Origin of the sequence: Pedobacter endophyticus (assembly GCF_015679185.1) — a bacterium.
GTDB classification, from domain to species: Bacteria; Bacteroidota; Bacteroidia; order Sphingobacteriales; family Sphingobacteriaceae; genus Pedobacter; species Pedobacter endophyticus.
The window spans coordinates 2033517-2051961 of record NZ_CP064939.1 but is presented as its reverse complement, the minus strand read 5'-3'; the positions used below and the strand labels follow the sequence as shown (position 1 = coordinate 2051961).

Annotated in this window: 20 protein-coding genes; 16 read left to right on the top strand and 4 right to left on the bottom strand. The window is 39.7% G+C overall.

Annotated features, from left to right (window positions below; genetic code table 11):
- Positions 1-515 precede the first annotated feature (515 nt).
- The 15 genes from hemA (at position 516) to IZT61_RS08105 (ending at position 15610) form a co-directional block, all read left to right on the top strand.
- Positions 516-1742: a glutamyl-tRNA reductase gene (hemA, locus tag IZT61_RS08175; protein WP_196100669.1), complete on the top strand. Its 1227-nt coding sequence runs from the start codon at positions 516-518 to the stop codon at positions 1740-1742.
- 303 nt (positions 1743-2045) lie between these two features.
- A complete protein-coding gene (gene hemC / locus IZT61_RS08170) occupies positions 2046-3626 on the top strand; it encodes a hydroxymethylbilane synthase (protein WP_196100668.1) in 1581 nt (526 codons plus the stop codon).
- Between the two features lie 503 nt (positions 3627-4129).
- Positions 4130-5098: a porphobilinogen synthase gene (gene hemB, locus IZT61_RS08165; RefSeq protein WP_196100667.1), complete on the top strand. Its 969-nt coding sequence runs from the start codon at positions 4130-4132 to the stop codon at positions 5096-5098.
- A gap of 151 nt (positions 5099-5249) precedes the next feature.
- The gene (gene hemL, locus IZT61_RS08160) at positions 5250-6620 is read left to right on the top strand and encodes a glutamate-1-semialdehyde 2,1-aminomutase (RefSeq protein ID WP_196100666.1); all 1371 of its coding nucleotides are present in this window, start codon (positions 5250-5252) and stop codon (positions 6618-6620) included.
- A 477-nt stretch (positions 6621-7097) separates the two neighbouring features.
- Positions 7098-7964, top strand: coding sequence for a sensor histidine kinase (locus tag IZT61_RS08155; RefSeq protein ID WP_196100665.1), 867 nt, complete (start codon positions 7098-7100; stop codon positions 7962-7964).
- A gap of 8 nt (positions 7965-7972) precedes the next feature.
- Positions 7973-8677, top strand: a complete 705-nt coding sequence (locus IZT61_RS08150; RefSeq protein ID WP_196100664.1) for a response regulator transcription factor — start codon at positions 7973-7975, stop codon at positions 8675-8677.
- Positions 8677-9192 carry a hypothetical protein gene (locus tag IZT61_RS08145; protein ID WP_196100663.1) on the top strand — a complete coding sequence of 172 codons (516 nt, stop codon included), beginning with the start codon at positions 8677-8679 and terminating at the stop codon, positions 9190-9192. The genes IZT61_RS08150 and IZT61_RS08145 overlap by 1 nt, the downstream gene beginning before the upstream one ends.
- Before the next feature lie 195 nt (positions 9193-9387).
- Positions 9388-10413, top strand: coding sequence for a uroporphyrinogen decarboxylase (gene hemE / locus IZT61_RS08140; RefSeq protein WP_196100662.1), 1026 nt, complete (start codon positions 9388-9390; stop codon positions 10411-10413).
- Positions 10414-10471: 58 nt separating this feature from the next.
- Positions 10472-10681 carry a hypothetical protein gene (locus IZT61_RS08135; RefSeq protein WP_196100661.1) on the top strand — a complete coding sequence of 70 codons (210 nt, stop codon included), beginning with the start codon at positions 10472-10474 and terminating at the stop codon, positions 10679-10681.
- A complete protein-coding gene (locus IZT61_RS08130; RefSeq protein WP_196100660.1) occupies positions 10681-10962 on the top strand; it encodes a type II toxin-antitoxin system RelE/ParE family toxin in 282 nt (93 codons plus the stop codon). Before IZT61_RS08135 ends, IZT61_RS08130 begins: the two co-directional genes overlap by 1 nt.
- Before the next feature lie 27 nt (positions 10963-10989).
- Entirely contained in the window at positions 10990-11544 is a 555-nt protein-coding gene (locus IZT61_RS08125) for a CopD family protein (protein WP_196100659.1), read from the top strand.
- A 221-nt stretch (positions 11545-11765) separates the two neighbouring features.
- Positions 11766-12917, top strand: coding sequence for a hypothetical protein (locus IZT61_RS08120; protein WP_196100658.1), 1152 nt, complete (start codon positions 11766-11768; stop codon positions 12915-12917).
- A gap of 493 nt (positions 12918-13410) precedes the next feature.
- A complete protein-coding gene (locus IZT61_RS08115) occupies positions 13411-13980 on the top strand; it encodes an RNA polymerase sigma factor (protein ID WP_196100657.1) in 570 nt (189 codons plus the stop codon).
- Entirely contained in the window at positions 13961-14713 is a 753-nt protein-coding gene (locus tag IZT61_RS08110; RefSeq protein ID WP_196100656.1) for a hypothetical protein, read from the top strand. The genes IZT61_RS08115 and IZT61_RS08110 overlap by 20 nt, the downstream gene beginning before the upstream one ends.
- 114 nt (positions 14714-14827) lie before the next feature.
- Positions 14828-15610, top strand: a complete 783-nt coding sequence (locus IZT61_RS08105; protein WP_196100655.1) for an outer membrane beta-barrel protein — start codon at positions 14828-14830, stop codon at positions 15608-15610.
- 58 nt (positions 15611-15668) lie between these two features.
- On the opposite strand, the gene IZT61_RS08100 is transcribed toward IZT61_RS08105, so the two are convergent.
- The 4 genes from IZT61_RS08100 to IZT61_RS22210 form a co-directional block, all read right to left on the bottom strand.
- On the bottom strand, positions 15669-16085 hold the full coding sequence (locus IZT61_RS08100) for a type II toxin-antitoxin system VapC family toxin (RefSeq protein WP_196100654.1): 417 nt from the start codon (positions 16083-16085) through the stop codon (positions 15669-15671).
- Complete coding sequence (locus IZT61_RS08095; protein WP_196100653.1) at positions 16082-16339, bottom strand: DUF6364 family protein; 258 nt, start codon at positions 16337-16339, stop codon at positions 16082-16084. Before IZT61_RS08095 ends, IZT61_RS08100 begins: the two co-directional genes overlap by 4 nt.
- A 240-nt stretch (positions 16340-16579) precedes the next feature.
- Positions 16580-16987 carry a DUF6141 family protein gene (locus IZT61_RS22215; RefSeq protein WP_230383904.1) on the bottom strand — a complete coding sequence of 136 codons (408 nt, stop codon included), beginning with the start codon at positions 16985-16987 and terminating at the stop codon, positions 16580-16582.
- A 195-nt stretch (positions 16988-17182) separates the two neighbouring features.
- Positions 17183-17299, bottom strand: a complete 117-nt coding sequence (locus IZT61_RS22210; protein ID WP_230383903.1) for a DUF6364 family protein — start codon at positions 17297-17299, stop codon at positions 17183-17185.
- 113 nt (positions 17300-17412) lie between these two features.
- On the opposite strand from IZT61_RS22210, the gene IZT61_RS08080 reads away from it, so the two are divergent.
- On the top strand, positions 17413-18405 hold the full coding sequence (locus IZT61_RS08080) for an ABC transporter ATP-binding protein (protein WP_196100652.1): 993 nt from the start codon (positions 17413-17415) through the stop codon (positions 18403-18405).
- The last annotated feature ends 40 nt before the right edge of the window (positions 18406-18445 follow it).

Below are 18445 nucleotides of genomic sequence, written 5' to 3'. Positions count from 1 at the left end.
GTATTGGTACGTTTTAATAAACCTGTGAATTTCGGATTTGTTGTATTTTTTTATAAGTGTAATTATTTGAAAGTTGGCGTTTTGTGTGTTTGGGAGCGTGCAAATATCATTTAATTAAGGATAGAACCAAGAAACATTGTCACCCTGAGTTGTAATTTTTTAGGAAAAAAATCCATATGAATGACGTTTACATTCTTGCCGTCTTTCCCGCGCAGGCGGCAATCTTAAAGCGAGGCGCTTTTTTTTGCATTAAGATTCCCTACCGATAGCTATCGGTACAAGCTGGGAATGACGACCGTCATGTAGTGTCTTATACATATTACGCAATCACGTCAATGATAGCGGAGTCAAAGGGCACATGTTAAGGTAACTGGAAACGTTTTTTCGCCGTTCTGTGGCATTACCATGCAGCTATTTAAAACCGTTCTAAATTAATGTAAATTACAGATTAATGACGTTCACATGCACGAACCGTATTACTTTTGTATCCCGACAGTAGTTAATAACGGAAACACTTGGAATATTTAAAAGTAATAGCTTTTACGCATCACCACATCGACCTGAAATCTTTAGGGAAATTAGTTATTTGTGATCAGAGTTTAGATAGCAGGTTGAAGAATATTCAAACGGAACTTCCCGTTAGTGAAATTTTTTACATCGGCACCTGTAATCGCGTAGAGTTTGTTTTTCTTACCAAAGAGAAAACCGATAAGGAATTTGTAACCAGATTTCTCACCGTTTTAGATATGGGCTTGCCTCCTGAGTTTATGGAGCGTTTTCTCGACACTGTTACCGTTTACGAAAACGAAGAAGCATTTAATCATTTATTAAGAACTTCCTGCTCGTTAGAGAGCCTGGTAGTTGGCGAGAAAGAAATCCTTGCTCAAATCCGCAAAGCCTACGAAAATAGTCGCGATGCTGGTTTCACCGGCGATTACATGCGCATGATTATGGACAGGGTGGTAAAAACTGCGAAAGAGGTTTATACACACACCAATATTTCCAAAAATCCTGTTTCAGTTGTTTCCTTGGCGTACCGTAAGCTAAAGGAGCTAAATATGTGTGGCAACTCACGCATTTTGATTATCGGCGCTGGCGAAACCAACCAAAATATTGCAAAATATCTTAACAAACATAAATACTCCAATTTCTCGATCTTTAACCGCACGCTTTCAAAGGCCGAATCGTTAGCCGAAGAGTTAAATGGCAAAGCCTACAACTTAGCCGAGCTCGAGAACTTTACTGCCGGATTTGATGTAATTATTACCTGCACCGGATCTACCGAGCCCATTATTACCGAAGCGCTATATGCTAAATTGCTCAACGGCGATACAGGCAAAAAAGTAATTGTTGATTTGGCCATTCCTAATGATGTTGCGCCTGCTGTTGTGCACAACAACCTGGTGCACTACATTGAGGTAGAATCGTTAAAAGAAGTGGCTCGCAAAAACATTCAGGAGCGTTATAACGAGCTTGTACACGCCGAAGACATCATTAGCAACAACATTACCGAGTTTTTTACCGTGTTAAAACAACGCCGCATTGAGCTCGCCATGCAGGAAGTTCCACGCAAAATCAAGGAAATCAAAAACACGGCCTTAAATGGCGTATTCGCCGACGAAATTAGCCAGATGGATGAAGCCTCTCGCGAAGTTTTAGAACGGGTGATGAACTACATGGAGAAGAAATGCATCAGCGTTCCCATGATTATGGCCAAAGAAATTCTGGTTAAACAATCTTAGTTTATTGGTTCATTGGTCATTGGTCAATAGTTCATCAGTTTATTTGTTCATTGGGTAATAAGTTCAGTTGTCAACTGAAAACTGCCAACTGAAAACTGCAACACAAAACCGGTTATTGTTTTTAATCGTTAAATACTTCGGACTTCCGACTTTCTGACTCCCGACTTCAGACTTTTTCTTAGGCTCCCGGACTATCGGACTCCCGACATCAGACTTAAACTGTAACCTCACTGTCTCATTTTAAAACAAAATATGGTATAAAGCACTATTTAGCTTAAATTTGCAGCTCATTTAACCTTTATAGTGAAAAAGTTAACCATTGGAACACGCGGTAGCGAACTGGCTTTATGGCAGGCAAATCATATCAAAAATGAACTTGCAGGCATTGGCCTCGAAGCAGAAATTAAGATTATTAAAACGCAGGGCGATAAGATCCTGAATTTAAGATTAGATAAGCTCGAAGGGAAAGGGTTTTTTACCAAAGAACTCGAAGAAGAACTTCTGGGCGGAACGATTGATTTAGCCGTTCATTGTCTTAAGGATTTACCAACCGCCCATCCTGCTGGCTTAACCATTGCAGCCATACCCGCTCGAGAAGAAGCAACAGAATATCTTTTGATTTTAAAAGATTGTGTAGACTTTTCGCAAAAGCTATCGTTAAAAAAGGGAGCAATGGTAGGCACTTCATCAAACAGGAGAAAAGCGCAGCTGTTGGGCTTACGTGCCGATCTTGAAATTGAAGATCTTCGTGGAAACGTTCCAACACGCATTCAAAAGCTTAGAGATGAAGATTTCGACGCCATTATGTTGGCTAAAGCCGGAATAAAACGCCTGGGCTTAGATGTGAGCGAATTTCATGTTGAAGAATTAGAACCAACCGAGTTTGTTCCTGCGCCCGCACAAGGTGCTCTCGCCATACAGATCAGGGAAAATGATACCGAACTATTTGCAGCACTCCAACAGTTGCACGATCCTTTGACAGCGGAAGAAGTAGGTGTTGAGCGTAAGGTGCTCGGTCTTTTCGAAGGCGGTTGCCACATGCCTTTGGGCTGTTATTGCAAAAAAGAAGATGGCGAATTTGAGGTTTGGACTTCAAAAGCCGAAACTGCAGACGATTTTCCTGAACGTTTATTTTTACGTGCCGAAACTACCGAAGGCTTAGCCGAAAAAATAGTTGCCAAGTTTGATAAGGAAAGAAAAAAGCCTGCAAAGGTTTTTATCTCCCGGGAAATTGGCGAACACAGTTATTTTCGTAGAGCGTTAGAAAGCAATAATATCGAAGTAGAAGGACGTTCGTTAATTCGCACTTTTCCGATTGTGACGGTTTTAGATCAGTTTATCTTAAAAAATATCGACTGGATTTTCTTCAGTAGCCGTAACAGCGTAGCGTATTTTTTCCAACTCAACCCATCGCTGCCTAAAAAGACCCAGTTTGGCGTTGTAGGCAGGGGTTCAGAAGATGCATTACGCAAATTTGGTCACCTTGCTAATTTTGTTGGCGCAAGTGGCGATATTATTGAAGTTGCTGAAGACTTTGCACAATTGGTTTCAGGCAAAAACGTATTGTTCCCACGGGCGCAGGATTCTTTGCAAACCATTCAAAAATCGTTACCGGCAGATGCAAAAATTATCGACCTGCCGATTTACGAAACTGTAACCGAAGAAAATATCGATCAAAGCTATGCCGATGTGCTAATTTTTACCAGCCCATCCAATGTAGATGCTTACTTCGCCGATAATTTGTTAGAGCCGGGCCAGCAGGTAATTGCCATCGGCAACTCCACAGGCAAGAAATTTGATGAAATGGGCGTAAAATATACGCTTCCTTATTCGCCGGATGAAATTGGCTTGTCGGAAGCTGTTTTTGGAATAGAGATAAGGTAGAAAGCTGAAAGACTAAAGCTGAAAGACCAAAGCGAAAAGGCTGAGCAATCTCGTTTTGCGAACTTTGAGGGATGTCCGTTGGAGACGGTTGGGGGAGTAATTTATTGCATACAAATCAACATGAGCAACGTTATTTTTGATAGAATACTCTAAGAGATGTCGTCATTTCGAGCGTAGCCGAGAAATCTCTATCCAAGGTTCAAAGATTTCTCCTCCACAGGAGCTCCTTTGGGGCACTTCGGTCGAATCCAATCGCTATCGGAGCACGATTTTGGATTGTTTTCGCGAACGTTAATGGCAGGTACGAAGCATGACAGATATTAAAAAAGAACGCAGCGAAAAGCTGGACTACAATGACCCAAGGCTTATTGAGTTGCTTTTCAAATTTCTAAAACGCGCTCTATTGACAATAAAAAATGTTTCGTGAAGACACGAACCATGGTGATTTGAGAAATAATACAACATCAAGTTTTGATACTTGATAATAAATACTTGATAATAATATGTTACATCGTCCGAGAAGATTAAGGAAGAACCCGTTGGTAAGGGAGATGGTAGCCGAAACCCGACTATCGAAAGATATGTTTGTATACCCGTATTTTGTGGTGCCAGGAAACAATGTTACACATGCCATTGATGCGATGCCAGGTGTAAACCATTATTCGGTTGATACACTGGTGAAAGATGTAGAAGCCGGGTTACAAAAGGGCTTAAACAAGATTATGCTTTTTGGGGTTGGCGACGAGAAATCGGCCGACGCAAAATCTGCCTATCACGATCATTCGTTAGTACCAACCGCGGTTCGCGAATTAAAGAAGCAATTCGGCGAAGATTTGTATGTAATTACCGATGTTTGCGTTTGTTCGTACACCACCCATGGCCATTGCGGTATTATGGAGAACGATTATGTTCAGAATGATAAAACGGTAGATGTAATTGCCAAAATGGCTTTAGCGCACGCACAAGCCGGAGCCGATATGTTTGCCCCATCAGATATGATGGACGGAAGAATTGAGGCCATGCGCAATTTATTGGATCAGAACGGTTTTGTAAATGCCGCCATTATGAGTCATGCTACCAAATTTGCCTCCGCATATTATGGGCCATTTAGAGAGGCTGCAGATTGTGCGCCGAGCAAAGGCGACAGAAAGGCTTACCAAATGGATTTCAGAAACCCGTTGGAAGCATTGCGTGAAGCGCAATTGGATGAGCAGGAGGGCGCCGATGTATTGATGGTAAAGCCCGGCCTGGCCTATCTCGATATTATTCAACGGTTAAAACAAGATACCAATTTACCCATCGCCGTTTACAATGTATCGGGCGAGTATGCAATGGTTAAAGCAGCCGCCGAGCGTGGCTGGATAGATGAACAAAAAGTAGTAATGGAAACTATGCATGCCTTTGCACGAGCAGGTGCAAGCATTATAACCACTTATCATATTAAAGATATTTTAAATAAAAACTGGATTTAAAAAGGTGAAAGGTAGAGGGTTTAAGGCATAGGGTTTTCTTGCCAATCCCGTATCTTCATCGTTGAAATATATAATTGGGTAATTAGCTTTTAGGTTTTTTACGTTTGCAATACCTTAAACCTTACGCCTTTTACCTTATACCTTAATAAAAATGTTAGATTCATTAAAAAAAATGTTTAGCGGCAACGAGGCCGAAATTCCGGTAAATACAGGCTCAAAGCCTGATATTTCCAGGGTAAAATCTGCCGAGCTGTACGAAAAATCGAAAACTTATTTCCCCGGAGGCGTAAACTCTCCCGTTAGGGCGTTTAAGTCGGTTTACGGAACGCCACTTTTTATTCAAAAAGGTGACGGTTGCTACATTTGGGATGCCGATGGAAATCAATTTATCGACTTTTGCGGAAGTTGGGGGCCACTGATTTTAGGACACAACAATCCTAAAATTCGTGAAAAAGTTACCGAAGTAATGCAAAACGGGATGAGCTTTGGCGCACCAACAGCCCTGGAAAACGAACTGGCAGAATTAATTATCAAAAACAATCGTTTCGTAGAGAAAATTCGATTTACCAGCTCCGGTACAGAAGCGGTAATGTCGGCTATTCGCTTAGCCAGAGGTTTTACCGGCAGAGATAAAATCGTGAAGTTCGAAGGTTGCTATCACGGTCACAGCGATTCGTTGTTGGTTAAAGCCGGTTCAGGCCTGGTTACTTTTGGCGAAACTTCTTCGGCCGGTGTACCAAAGGGCTTTGCAGACGAAACTATTGTAATTCCGTTGAACGATAAAACGGCGATTGAGCAGGCTTTTGCCCAATTTAAAGATCAAATTGCTGCGGTAATTATCGAAGGTGTGCCGGCAAACAATGGTTTGATTATTCAGGATGAAGAATACGTTCATTTTTTACGTCAAATTTGTACCGATAACGGTTCGTTACTCATTTTTGATGAGGTAATTACCGGCTTCCGTGTAGGTTTTGAGGGCGCTGCCGCACATTACGGCATTACACCCGATATTTTAACCTATGGAAAAATCATCGGTGGAGGGTTACCAGTGGGCATGTACGGCGCATCGGCAGCGATTATGGCCCATGTTTCTCCCGATGGAGGCGTTTACCAAGGTGGCACTTTATCCGGCAATCCTGTAGCGATGGCCGCCGGAATTGCAACGCTAACCGAACTGAATAAATCGGGTTTCTATAAAGAACTGAATACAAAAACGCAGGATTTTGTGGCAAGCATCCAACGGTTTGCTACCGCTCGAAACTACAAGTTCAAAGTATTTTCAATCGGCTCTATCTTCTGGTTTGCGTTTACTGACAAAGACAAGATCCAATCGGCTGATGACATTGAGACCAGCAGCATGGAAAAATTCAAAGTAATGCACCGCGAATTGCTGAACAGGGGAATTTATTTAGGCCCATCAGGATATGAAGTAGGTTTTGTATCTTCAGCACATACAAAAATAGAACTGGAAAAAGCGAAAAGAGCAATTTTTGAGGCATTGGACTTGGTGTTTAGTGCGTAACGTAATGGTGTATGCGTGACGTAGTTGCATCAGCCCTCGCGGCTGATAATGCTTGGTTTTTAAACACATGGATTAAACACATAGGCAATGGGAAGATATGAGTTCAACAAATCGTCATTGCGAGGCACGAAGCAATCTCTTGCCCAATAGATTGCTTCGTGCCTCGCAATGACGACAGGCCAGGAAGTGGCTTTTTGTTTTCTTGCATTTCCCCCAAGTTCTCTAAACCCGATTGTAGTGGAAATACTTTTTTAGCAGCAACCTTGATTTCGCTGTCATGCTGAGGCACGAAGTTACACAGCAATCCCTTTGGGACATCTGCAGCCTATGAAAAAGTTGCTTCGTGCCTCAGCATGACAGAAGTTTGAAAAAGATTGCAACGTAAAGCGGGACTGAACTAACCGATGCAAGCAGAAACTTGCTTTTCTAAAAAAAATAGTGATTAAGAAATAAACTTTAAAACACCTAACTCATAGCATGAAGAAATCCATTATTATATTTTACGCATTATTACTCTATGCCTTGATACAGCTCATCTCGTGGGGTACTTTGGTGGTGCGTTTGCAGCCCAGCCGCATGACGATGATTATGGGCGAGGGTTCGGTATTCTTGTTTCTGCTCTGCATTGGCGGTTATTTTTTACATCAATCGCTAAAAAGGGAAGACAAACTCAAAGAACAACAGCAAAATTTCTTAATGTCGATAACGCACGAGTTGAAATCGCCCCTGGCTGCAATAAAACTTTCTATCCAAACCATTGTTAAAAGAGATTTAGATAAAGCCCGTCAGGTTTCATTATTGAGTAATTCGTTAAAAGATATCGAGCGATTGGATGATTTGGTTGAGAACATGCTCCTGGCGACGAAAATCGAAAACCGTTCTTACACCTTTCCAAAAGAGGAGTTTAATTTTTCCGAACTGGTTTATAAGATCACCGATCGGTTACAAGTTCACTCTTGTGGCAACGAACAGCTCATCAATGCTCAAATTCAGCCAAATTTGCAGTTAGTGGGTGACAAATTTGCCTTATCGTCAGTCGTTACCAATTTGATTGAGAATGCGGTAAAGTATTCAAGCCCTTGCGACGAAATAAATGTGCTTTTAAATAAGGTGGAGGGAAATATTCGATTAAGTGTAATAGATAAGGGGCCGGGCATTTCAGATGCCGAAAAAATGTTGATATTTGATAAGTTTTATCGTGTTGGTAATGAGAATGTCAGAAAAGCGAAAGGAACAGGTTTAGGCTTGTTTATTGTGAAAGAGGTATTACAATACCATGATGCAGATATTACAGTAAAAGACAATTTGCCTCAGGGAAGTATTTTTGAAGTAACATTTAGTTAATCTCCATTATGTCACAAAAATTAAGAATTCTATTGGTTGAAGATGAGGATCACTTGTTGGATGCCATTAAATTAAACCTCGAACTTGAGGGTTATAAAGTTCACGCCGTTAAAGATGGCAAAACCGCTCTTAAAGTATTTAAGGAAGAACGCTTCAATTTAATTGTTTTAGATGTGATGCTGCCTGAAATGGATGGTTTTCAGGTTTGCGAAACCATTCGTTTAGAAAACGCTGAAGTGCCAATTATGTTTTTAACAGCAAAAAACACTTCTGAAGATCGTGTTTTAGGACTGAAAAAGGGTGCTGACGATTATTTGGTTAAGCCGTTCAATCTTGAAGAACTCATTCTTCGTGTAGGCATTTTGGTAAAACGCAGTTTAAAATCGGATGATTTAAAAGAATTAAACTCTTACAAAATCGGTGATAAAACGATCTATTTTAACTCATTTGAGTTGAAACACGACGATGGTACCATCACTCCGTTAACTAAAAAGGAAACCATGTTGTTAAAGCTTTTAATTGAGCGTAAAAACGAAGCGGTTTCCCGCGAACAAATTCTCGAAACGGTTTGGAACTATGATGTGTATCCATCGACAAGAACAATCGACAACTTTATCCTTACTTTCAGAAAATATTTCGAACCAGATCAAAAAAATCCGGTTTACTTTCACTCCATCCGCGGTGTAGGTTACAAATTTACTGATATTCATTAATGTACAACAACAAGGGCAGGTATGCTTTGATGGCCGTTTTTATAATGGCCGCCGGGGTTTGCCTGTATTACGAGCAAAATGAACTGGCTGCGCTGTCCGCACTTTTATTTGGTTTTGTAATTTGGAGCCACTTAAGGCATAGTTCTGTGTTAATGGCGTCAAAACATTTCAAAAATAACGAATTTGCCAGGGCAAAGGCGTTGCTTGATGAAGTTGCCAGCCCCGAAAGATTATCGAAGGGGCGTAGAGGTTATTATGAATTTATGCAGGGCAACATTGCTTTAAAAGAAGAAAACTGGCAAAAGGCTGAGCACCACTTTCAGTTGGCAAGCCGTTTTCCTGTGGGCGGAAAAAACCAAAAGTCTTTTGTGTTGATTCATCTTGCCAATCTCGCGCTACGAAGGAAAGACCGCGAAAAGGCAGAAGCATATACAAAACTAGCCAAAGAACTTGCAGAAACAGCACGTTCTAAAGACATCATCGTTAAACTCGAGAAAGAAATACAGAAACTATAATATTCATATTGTCATTTTGAAAGGCGAAGCACCCATTTGAAAATAAAAAGGTGTTTCGCTTTTTTTTATTTCATACCTTTGCGCAATTAAAATTTCCTGCACGTTATGCTGAACTTGTTTCAGCAACTTTTTTGCAATGAAGACCCTGAACTAAATTCAGAGTGACGTTGATTAAGGAACACCCAACTACAAATCATGAAGAATAATTTATTTTTAGACGCTGCATTTTCAAAACAAACAGAACGCCCGCCAGTGTGGATGATGCGTCAGGCTGGTCGTTTTATGCCACAATATTGGGAAATAAAAAACAAATACTCTTTTTTAGAGATGTGCAAAACGCCTGAAATTGCTGCCGACGTAACCATGTTACCTGTTGATTTGTTGGGAATTGATGCCGCGATTTTATTCTGCGATATTTTGGTAACTGGCGAAGCCATGGGTGGCGATTTGAGTTTTACTCAAGGCGTTGGTCCTAAGTTTGCCAACCCGGTGCGTACGCTGCAAGATGTTGAAAATCTAAATGTAGATTGTTTAGGTGAATTGCAATATGTTGCCGACGCTATTAAAGTGATACAACAACGATTAGATAATAATATTCCTTTAATTGGCTTCGCTGGTGCACCCTTTACCGTAATGAGCTATTTGGTTGAGGGCGGCTCTTCAAAAGATTTCAAACTGACCAAATTGATGTTGCATAACCAGCCGGAATTGGCACATCAGCTTTTGGCGAAAATTGCGAAAGTAACTGCCGATTATTTAAATCTGCAAATTGAAGCGGGCGTTAATGCCGTTCAAATCTTCGATAGTTGGGCACAGGCCCTATCGTGGAGCGATTATCAGGAGTTTTCGCACCGTTATATTCAGGAAATTATTTCAAATCTGAACAGAAAAGATATTCCGGTGATATCTTTCTGCAAGGGAAGCTCGGTTTTTGCACCGATTATGGCCGAGGCCAAGCCTGATGTAATCTCGGTAGACTGGAATGCTGATCTGTTGAACATTAAAAACGCTTTGCCCAAAGGAATTGCTGTTCAGGGAAATCTGGATCCACATATTTTATATGCTGATAAACGGGTAATCAAGGCACAGATTCATAAATTATTTGAACGCATGCGTGGAACCGAGGGTTTTATCTTTAACCTTGGGCATGGCATTATGCCCGATATTCCTTTCGATAACGTAAAATATGCGATTGAGGTGGTAAAGGAGTTTAGGTATTAAGCCTTCTAAATCTCCAAAGGGGACTTTGACTCACGATAGTAAATTGTTATATTTGACTATGGAAACATTAATTATTGATATTCCTGAAAACAAACGTTCATTAGTGAAAAGCTTATTGAAAGAACTGGGCGTTACTATTCATAAAAAAACGGCAAAGAAAGGCAATATTCCGAACAAAGTTACACGTAAAACGATTGAAGACGCATGTAATGGAATTGGCATCGGCGAGCCTATAAAAAATGTAAAGTCGTTTCTCGAGTCTTTATAATGTTTACTTTAAAACCTACTAATCAATTCAAGAAAGATGCGAAAAGAGCAATCAGAAGAGCATCTAAAAATTTCGACTTGATCGAGGGTTTCTTGGAAGAGCTGAAAGTTAAGGGTGCAATTGGTCTTGAAAAGCGATATCTTGCTCACAGACTCGCTGGGAATTACAGGGGTAATTGGGAAGCTCATATTAAACCTGATTTGTTGATTATTTGGTTTGAAGTCACAGAAGACAATGAGATTATTCTGTTAAGATTGGGAACTCATTCTGATTTGTTTTAAATAAAGACCTAATTCCTTCAGATACCAATGATCGAAGCCCTATTGCCCTATTATCGATATTTCCTTGCCGTACACATTGTGTTTGTGATTAGCTGGATGGCCGGTTTATTTTATATTTTAAGCTTGTTCATTTACCACACCGAGGCCAATGAGAAGCCTGAGCCAGAAAAAGGAGTTCTCTTAAAGCAGTTTGTTAAAATGGAGTCCACTTTATGGAAAATCATTTGCTTCCCAGCGATGGTTATTACCGTTTTGGCAGGCGCATCTATGTTGACTTTAAACCCTGCGCTACTTCAAGCCGATTGGATGCAGGTAAAGCTTGGTTTCGTAATCGGGCTGCTTATTTACCATTTCATTTGCCAAAACATTGTTAAGCAACTTAAAAACAATCGTTTCAAGTTAAGCAGCTTTCAACTTCGGCTGTGGCGAGAGCTTGCCACTATTTTTATGATCGCAATTGTTTTTGTTGTAATTCTTAAAAGCGCCATCAATTGGATTTACGGCTTAATCGGCATTATGGGCGTCGCAATGGCGATTATGATCGCTGTGAAACTGTACAAGAATTATCGGTTGAGAAAGTAAGGGGAAGAGAGTCCGAAGTAGGGAGTCCGAAGTCCAAAATCCTCAGTCGCATTTAAGGTCGAACGAAAATACAAAGTCTGTGTTTTTTGTGTTTATGGTAATAAGCAAAAAAGCAAACAGCTTGCAGGGGCTTGATACTAAACTTGGCTGGTTATTTGATTACAATATTTGGTGCTTTACCGAAAAACTATTCTAAATTTGGCCGATAAAAACTCAATCCCATGTTTGTAGCCCGGGCCTTTAAAAAGGCAGTATTTTTAATTTCTTTTCTGCTCATTTCCTGCTTTTCCTATGCCCAATTCGATCAATCTGCTTTTGAGAATCGAATCCGGCCCGATAGCAGCCTCACAAACGAAGTTCACCTTAATTTTTATAACTTCAACTACGTTCGTAATTACGAATACACCAACTATTTTCATGATGGCTACACGATGTATGGAACCCAGTTACAGCCGCAACTTGTGTTTTTCGCCAACCCGAGTTTAGCCATAACAGCTGGTGCATTTATTAGGAAAGATTTTGGCAGGAATGGAATCTCTGATGCAAAACCACTGTTCAGTTTGAAGTACCATAAACGGAACCTGACACTTGTTTTCGGTAGTTTAGAGGGTGGTATTCAGCATAAATATATCGAGCCGCTTTACGACTTTGAGCGGACCATTACTACCCCGATTGAGTATGGTACACAATTACTGATTGAGCGGGATAAATTTAATTTGGATGCATGGATTGCCTGGCAAAAAATGATTTACAAAGGTGACGAAGCCAAAGAAGAGATTATCGGCGGATTATCTTCTGAGGTGTTTTTGGTTAAAAACGATGCCTGGAAATTCAGTATTCCCGCTCAGTTTCTGGCCTTTCATCAGGGCGGTCAAATTGATCGGTTAAAATCGATTCCGATTAGTACCATTTTTAATGGCGCTACAGGTTTCAAATTGCATAAAGAACTCAACACCAAAATTAAACAGGTTTACACCGATAACTACATTGCGGTGTATAAAGACTTCTCGCCGGATAAACGACGTGCTTATCAGGGTGGATTTGGACTTTGGTTAAACGCAGGTATAGAAAGCAAATGGGGCAGTTTGGTGGCCTCTTACTGGAAAGGAAATCAGTTTATATCAATTAAGGGCATGCCATTGTACGAATCTGTGTCGAGCAATTTATATCACGACGGTTTTACTCAAGATCATCGGAACATTGTTTCATTGCGTTATGCTTATCAAAGAGAACTGATCCCAAATTTATATCTTGATGTGCGTTTTGAGCCCCATGTCGATCTCGATCATTCCGAAAAGAATTTGCAGTTTAGCCATTCATTCTTCTTGACTTATAAGCAAGATTTTAGATTATTTAAGGTGAAGAAAGACTAAGGGGAGTCCAAAGTGGGAAGATATTTTGCCACTATTGCCTGACTACCTCGTCGTAGCGTCCCCAATGCTATTAAGTTAAGGATAAAACAAAAAATATTTCCATCCTGAGCATTTCGACTGGAGTTTATCTTGAGCGTAGACGAAAGGCTCAATACAGGGTCAGTCGAAGGACAAATATTTTTTTCTTTATCCTATTAAAAAAGGTCTTCGACTCCGCTCAGACTGACAGTTGCTGAGCTTAACTTAATAGCATTGGTAGCGTCCCGCTACGACATGTTGTGAATTAATTGAACAATGAGCGTAAGGATAAATTGGCTTTAGCCACCAAAAAGCTCTGCGATTGCTTTTCGCCGCAAAAAACAATATCTTTCTAAAAGAAAATAATCACTTTTTATCTTGCTGATTATCAAATGATACAGATTAAATTAAACTTTTTATTATTGCCCATGCAACCATTGTTTGTAAGCTATCATCTTCTACATACAAACACACAATGAAATTGACCCGAAGCTATACGATAAACGACTTGATGGAAGGCTGCAAGGCTGGCGATCGGAAAATGCAGGAGCTGCTCTACAGGCAAACTGCATCGAAGATGTTGGCGATTTGTATGCGCTATGCCAAAGACAGAATGGAGGCTGAAGATGTATTGCAAATGGGATACATCAAGGTTTTTCAAAAAATTAAGGAGTATCGGGGCGATGGCTCGTTTGAGGGCTGGATGAGGCGAGTGATGGTAAACACAGCAATAGAAAGTTACCGCAAAAATTTACGCAGCTTAAACGTGGTTGAGATAGACGAAGCTTATGAGCAACCCTCAACAGGGTTCGATTTCGGTACCCTCGGCATGCAAGATTTAATGAAGGTAATACAAAAACTGGCCGACGGTTATAGAATGGTATTTAACATGTACGCAATTGAGGGCTATTCGCACAAGGAAATTGCAGATAAGCTCGGTATCTCTGAAGGGGCAAGTAAATCGCAACTATCCAGAGCCAGAGCAATATTAAAAGAAGAAATTATAAAAATGGAGGGATTTGGTTATGCAACCTATACGGGATAAGGATTTTGATCAATTATTTAAAAACGCTTTTGATGACGCAGAGATCTCACCATCGAAGGATTTGTGGAGCGGCATTGAGCAGGGAATTGAACCGAAGAAGAAAAAAACAATACTCATGTACTGGCTATCGGCGGCGGCAGTGCTGTTGGTTGCCGCGGTTAGTTTTTTAATCTACCAGCAAGGGGCGAGCACTGATAACAATAAGAAACTTGCAAGTAACAAGATTGAAAAAGCCTCGCCAATAGCACAGCAACAGCCCCTGAAAGATTCTGCGGCTACGGTTGCAACACCAATTGAGGATGTGCAAATTCCGCTGGTTGTGAAAGCTCAAACTGCTGTTGAGGTAGCAAAAGTCAAAGTTAAGCCAGTTACAAAGCCTGAAAACAAAAAAGTGATCACTGCACCTGAAATGTTGAAGCAAGAAACAGTTATCGCCAAAGTTGATGAAACGCCAAAAGATATCAAAACCAAAATAAAGGAAGCGATTTTGGAACAAACAGAGGAGCCAGTGCTTGCGTCGAATGCGAACGCGATAAAAGTCGACGAAGTAATTGGAGAGGGTAACGAAACTGAAAATAAAGGCATCCGCAATGTTGGCGATGTGGTTAACCTGATCGTAAATACTGTTGATAAGCGGAAGGATAAGTTTATTCAGTTCCGTACCGATGATGACGATTCTTCACTATCATCGATCAATATCGGGCCGTTTAAATTCGGGAAGAAGAAAAAATAGGCTTAAAAATTAAAGGTTGTTTTTACCAATGAACTAGTTAACCAATGAGCTAATTAACCAATGAACCACTGAACTAATAAACCAATGAACATTTCAAATAAACACACGCATAAAATGAAACATCTAATTTTTTCAACACTTTTGGTAAGCGGGCTTGCCAGTGTTATGGCTCCAGGTGCTTTTGCACAACAAGATAGTATTAAAAAGAAAACAGATTACAGTGAAGGGCATGGCATCATGATAAAAACCAACTCCGCTGATTCAGCCAAAAATGGACGTTTTGTTGGGGGAATTACTTTTACAAGGGTAGATCTTGGTTTCTCAAGATTAATCGATAACGGTGACTTCAATTTATCAGCTAATAACGATTTTCTAGATTATAAGGGCGGTAAAACCAGTACTTTTTCATTTGATGTATTACAATTCGGATACCGCTTCAACTCAAATTTCAAGGTGTATGTTGCCGGTGGGTTCGATTGGACGTTGATCAGATTAAGAGACAACATCACGATTCAGAAAAACCAGCCTACATTAACTTATGTGGACGAGCCTGTAGCGTTTTCGAAAAATCGATTCTCGAGCAGCTACGTGCATATTCCGTTGAATTTCGAATTCAGAACAGATGAAAGCAAAAAAGGAAAGCGGTTTTACTTTGTTTTAGGCCCTGAAGTAAGTTTTCTACTTGGCGGAAAGGTAAAGCAAATTAGCGAGGAGTTTGGTAAACAGAAGCAATATGATAATTATCACTTTCAGTCCATTCGTTATGGAGGTACATTCAGATTTGGTTACGGCGGCTTAGGCTTATTTACCAAGTACTACTTTAACGATATGTTTAATACAACTGCGCAAGCTGGCTTGAAAAATATGAGCTTCGGCATAACCTTTGGACTAAATTAAACACATACATACATACACACAAATATGATCCTGTTTCGGTTAGGCGGAACAGGATTTTTTATAAAATCATAGCAAGAGCTTGTTCAGGGTTCATGATTGGGATATCGCTTTGCTTAAAATCCTGGCTATTTCTGGTTACAATTGCTGTGATATTGCCCTGTGCTAAGGCTGAATAATATTGAAGGGCGTCTTCAAAATCATTAAAACTAGAATTAATTGATAAATTTATTACTTCTCCCGTTACATCAACTGTTGTAATTAATGATGATAGATCTTTCATTACTTTTATGCATTCTTGATGTGAGATTGTTTTTTTTGCAACATAATAAATAGTTGCAAAGGATAAAGATGACATGAAAAGATTTACAAAACCTTTGGCTCCATAATCAAAAATTTTTGCACTCTTTGTATAAAATGGCATTCTATAGTCTATAACATCGATGATAATATTTGTATCTAAGAATAAATTTTTCATTGGCTATATTTTTCATTAATAGCTTCAGATACTGCGTTTTTATAATCGAAGTTTTTGGGCAGGTTTAATGACCCAGTTAGTCGTTTTACAATAGGCGAAAATTCTTCGGTCGTTAATTTATCTCTTTCACTTCTAGAAACTGCTTTTACATAATTTTCAAAAATAGCCGATAAACTTCTGCCTTGTTCTTTTGCATATGCTTTGGCTTGCTCTATAACGGTTTCATCCATTGTTAAGGTTAACTTCGTTTTCATAACATAAAATTAAGCATAAAATTTAATACGTGCAACTTTAAATAAAACACACGTGTGCTTTGGCTTGAAGTAATAGGTTTAACATTATGGTTTTAATTAACAAATGCTCAAACAAAACTGAAATGCAGTTGCGACTGACGAAGCGTGTTTGTTTGTTATTGTGAATAAAGATTACTTTTTTTCAAAATAATAGCGATTTCGTTAGGTTTTTGTGTACCAATGAGTAGTTTGTCTCCATTTTTAAGAACGGAGCTGCAACCCAATATTTCCTGATTCATTAACGGCTTTGTTTTTAGCACTTCCTTTTAATCCCCAACCACCATATTCTGAGATTGGATTATAAGTTCGAACATAGCATTTTTCAATGCCTTCCCAAGGATAGAAATTAAAGCTGGGCTGAATTGGAAATAGTTCAACGTACACACCATCTTCTTTAATTTCAGTATACTGTTTCATTGTAATAATAATAAAAGTAGCCAAAAAGGCAATAATCAAACCTAGGCCAATTCCTATGTTATATAACATGCTTTTGGCTTTCCATTTTGTAAAAAGCAGGTAAAGCATCAAAATATCAATTAAAATCAATAAAATAATTAGCCCAACATTTCCGTCGCCTTGAATTTCTGAAAATAATATTTTTTGGTTCATTTGATTTTCAGTAAAATACTAAAGTGATTGCATATTTACATTAACATTTATATTTTTCCATTAAACGTTGTGTCCTTTCTTTTTTATAATCAAAATCTGCAGGCGACTTCGCAGCGCCAATTAGCGATTTTAAAGTGTCAGAGAATTCGTTTTCATTTAATAATTTCTTTTCTGTACTGCGAGCTTTAGTCGGTGTTAATGCCTCATATAGTTTTCCATCAAAGCAGATAAACTTCTACCGTGCTCTTCGGGATATACTTTCGCTTGTTCTATAGTCGATTTATCTACAGTTAATGTCAGCTTCGTATTCATAGTATAAGTTTACAAAAAGATGTCGCACGTTCAAATGTAAACGCAGATACACGTGTTCTTTTTGGTTTGGTTTTGGGCTTTGGTCTTTCTCCTTTATGCTTTATCTTTACCATGTGAGAAATCCCATCATAAGCGTTAAAAATTTAACCAAGCAGTATCAGGCTGAACAGGCAGGAGGCATCAAAAACATCAGTTTCGATATTAATAGAGGAGATGTTGTTGCCATTATAGGTGAAAGTGGAAGTGGAAAATCTACGCTGCTAAAATCCATTTATGGCTTATTAAAAATAGATGAAGGCGAAATTCAGTTTGAACAGGCAAGGGTAAAAGGCCCCGATGAGCAACTGATTCCGGGGCATAAGCAGATGAAGATGGTTACGCAGGATTTTTCGCTGAACATTTATGCCAAGGTTTACGATAACATTGCCTCGCAACTTTCGAACACCGATCTTAAAAGCAAGGCAGAGAAAACACTGGCCATAATGGAACATCTGCGCATTCTTCCGCTGCAAAATAAAAAGATTATTGAGTTAAGTGGGGGAGAGCAACAGCGTGTGGCCATTGCCAAGGCGATGGTTGCCGATACCAAAGTCCTTTTGCTCGATGAGCCCTTTAGTCAGGTAGATGCTTTGCTTAAAAATCAATTGCGGGCCGATATTAAGCGGGTAGCTGCCGAAACTGGAGTTACAGTGATCTTGGTGTCGCATGATCCTGCGGATGGTTTGTTTCTTGCCGATCAATTATTGATTATCCGCAACGGCGAACTTTTACAGACCGGGAAACCGTCGGAGATTTACCAACGCCCGAAGCACATGTACACCGCACAGATATTAGGTAATGCGGTGGTTCTGTCTCGTGTAGAAGCCGAAAAGCTGGGCTTAAAAACCGAAAAGGAATTTGTTGCTTTTTATCCCGAGTGGGCAGAATTATCCAATAGCTGGAACAGCAGAAGGTTTGAGGTAAAAGATGTTTTTTACAAAGGTTTTTATGACGAATTGCTATTGGAGCGAAACGGCGTAATCGTTCGGGCGTTACAGCTGAACAGGGGAGAGCATAAAAAAAACGACCATGTTCAATTGAACATTAGTCGTTTTTTAGAATTTTAATAGCGGTTATCCGATTAGACACCGCTTATACTAGCCTTTT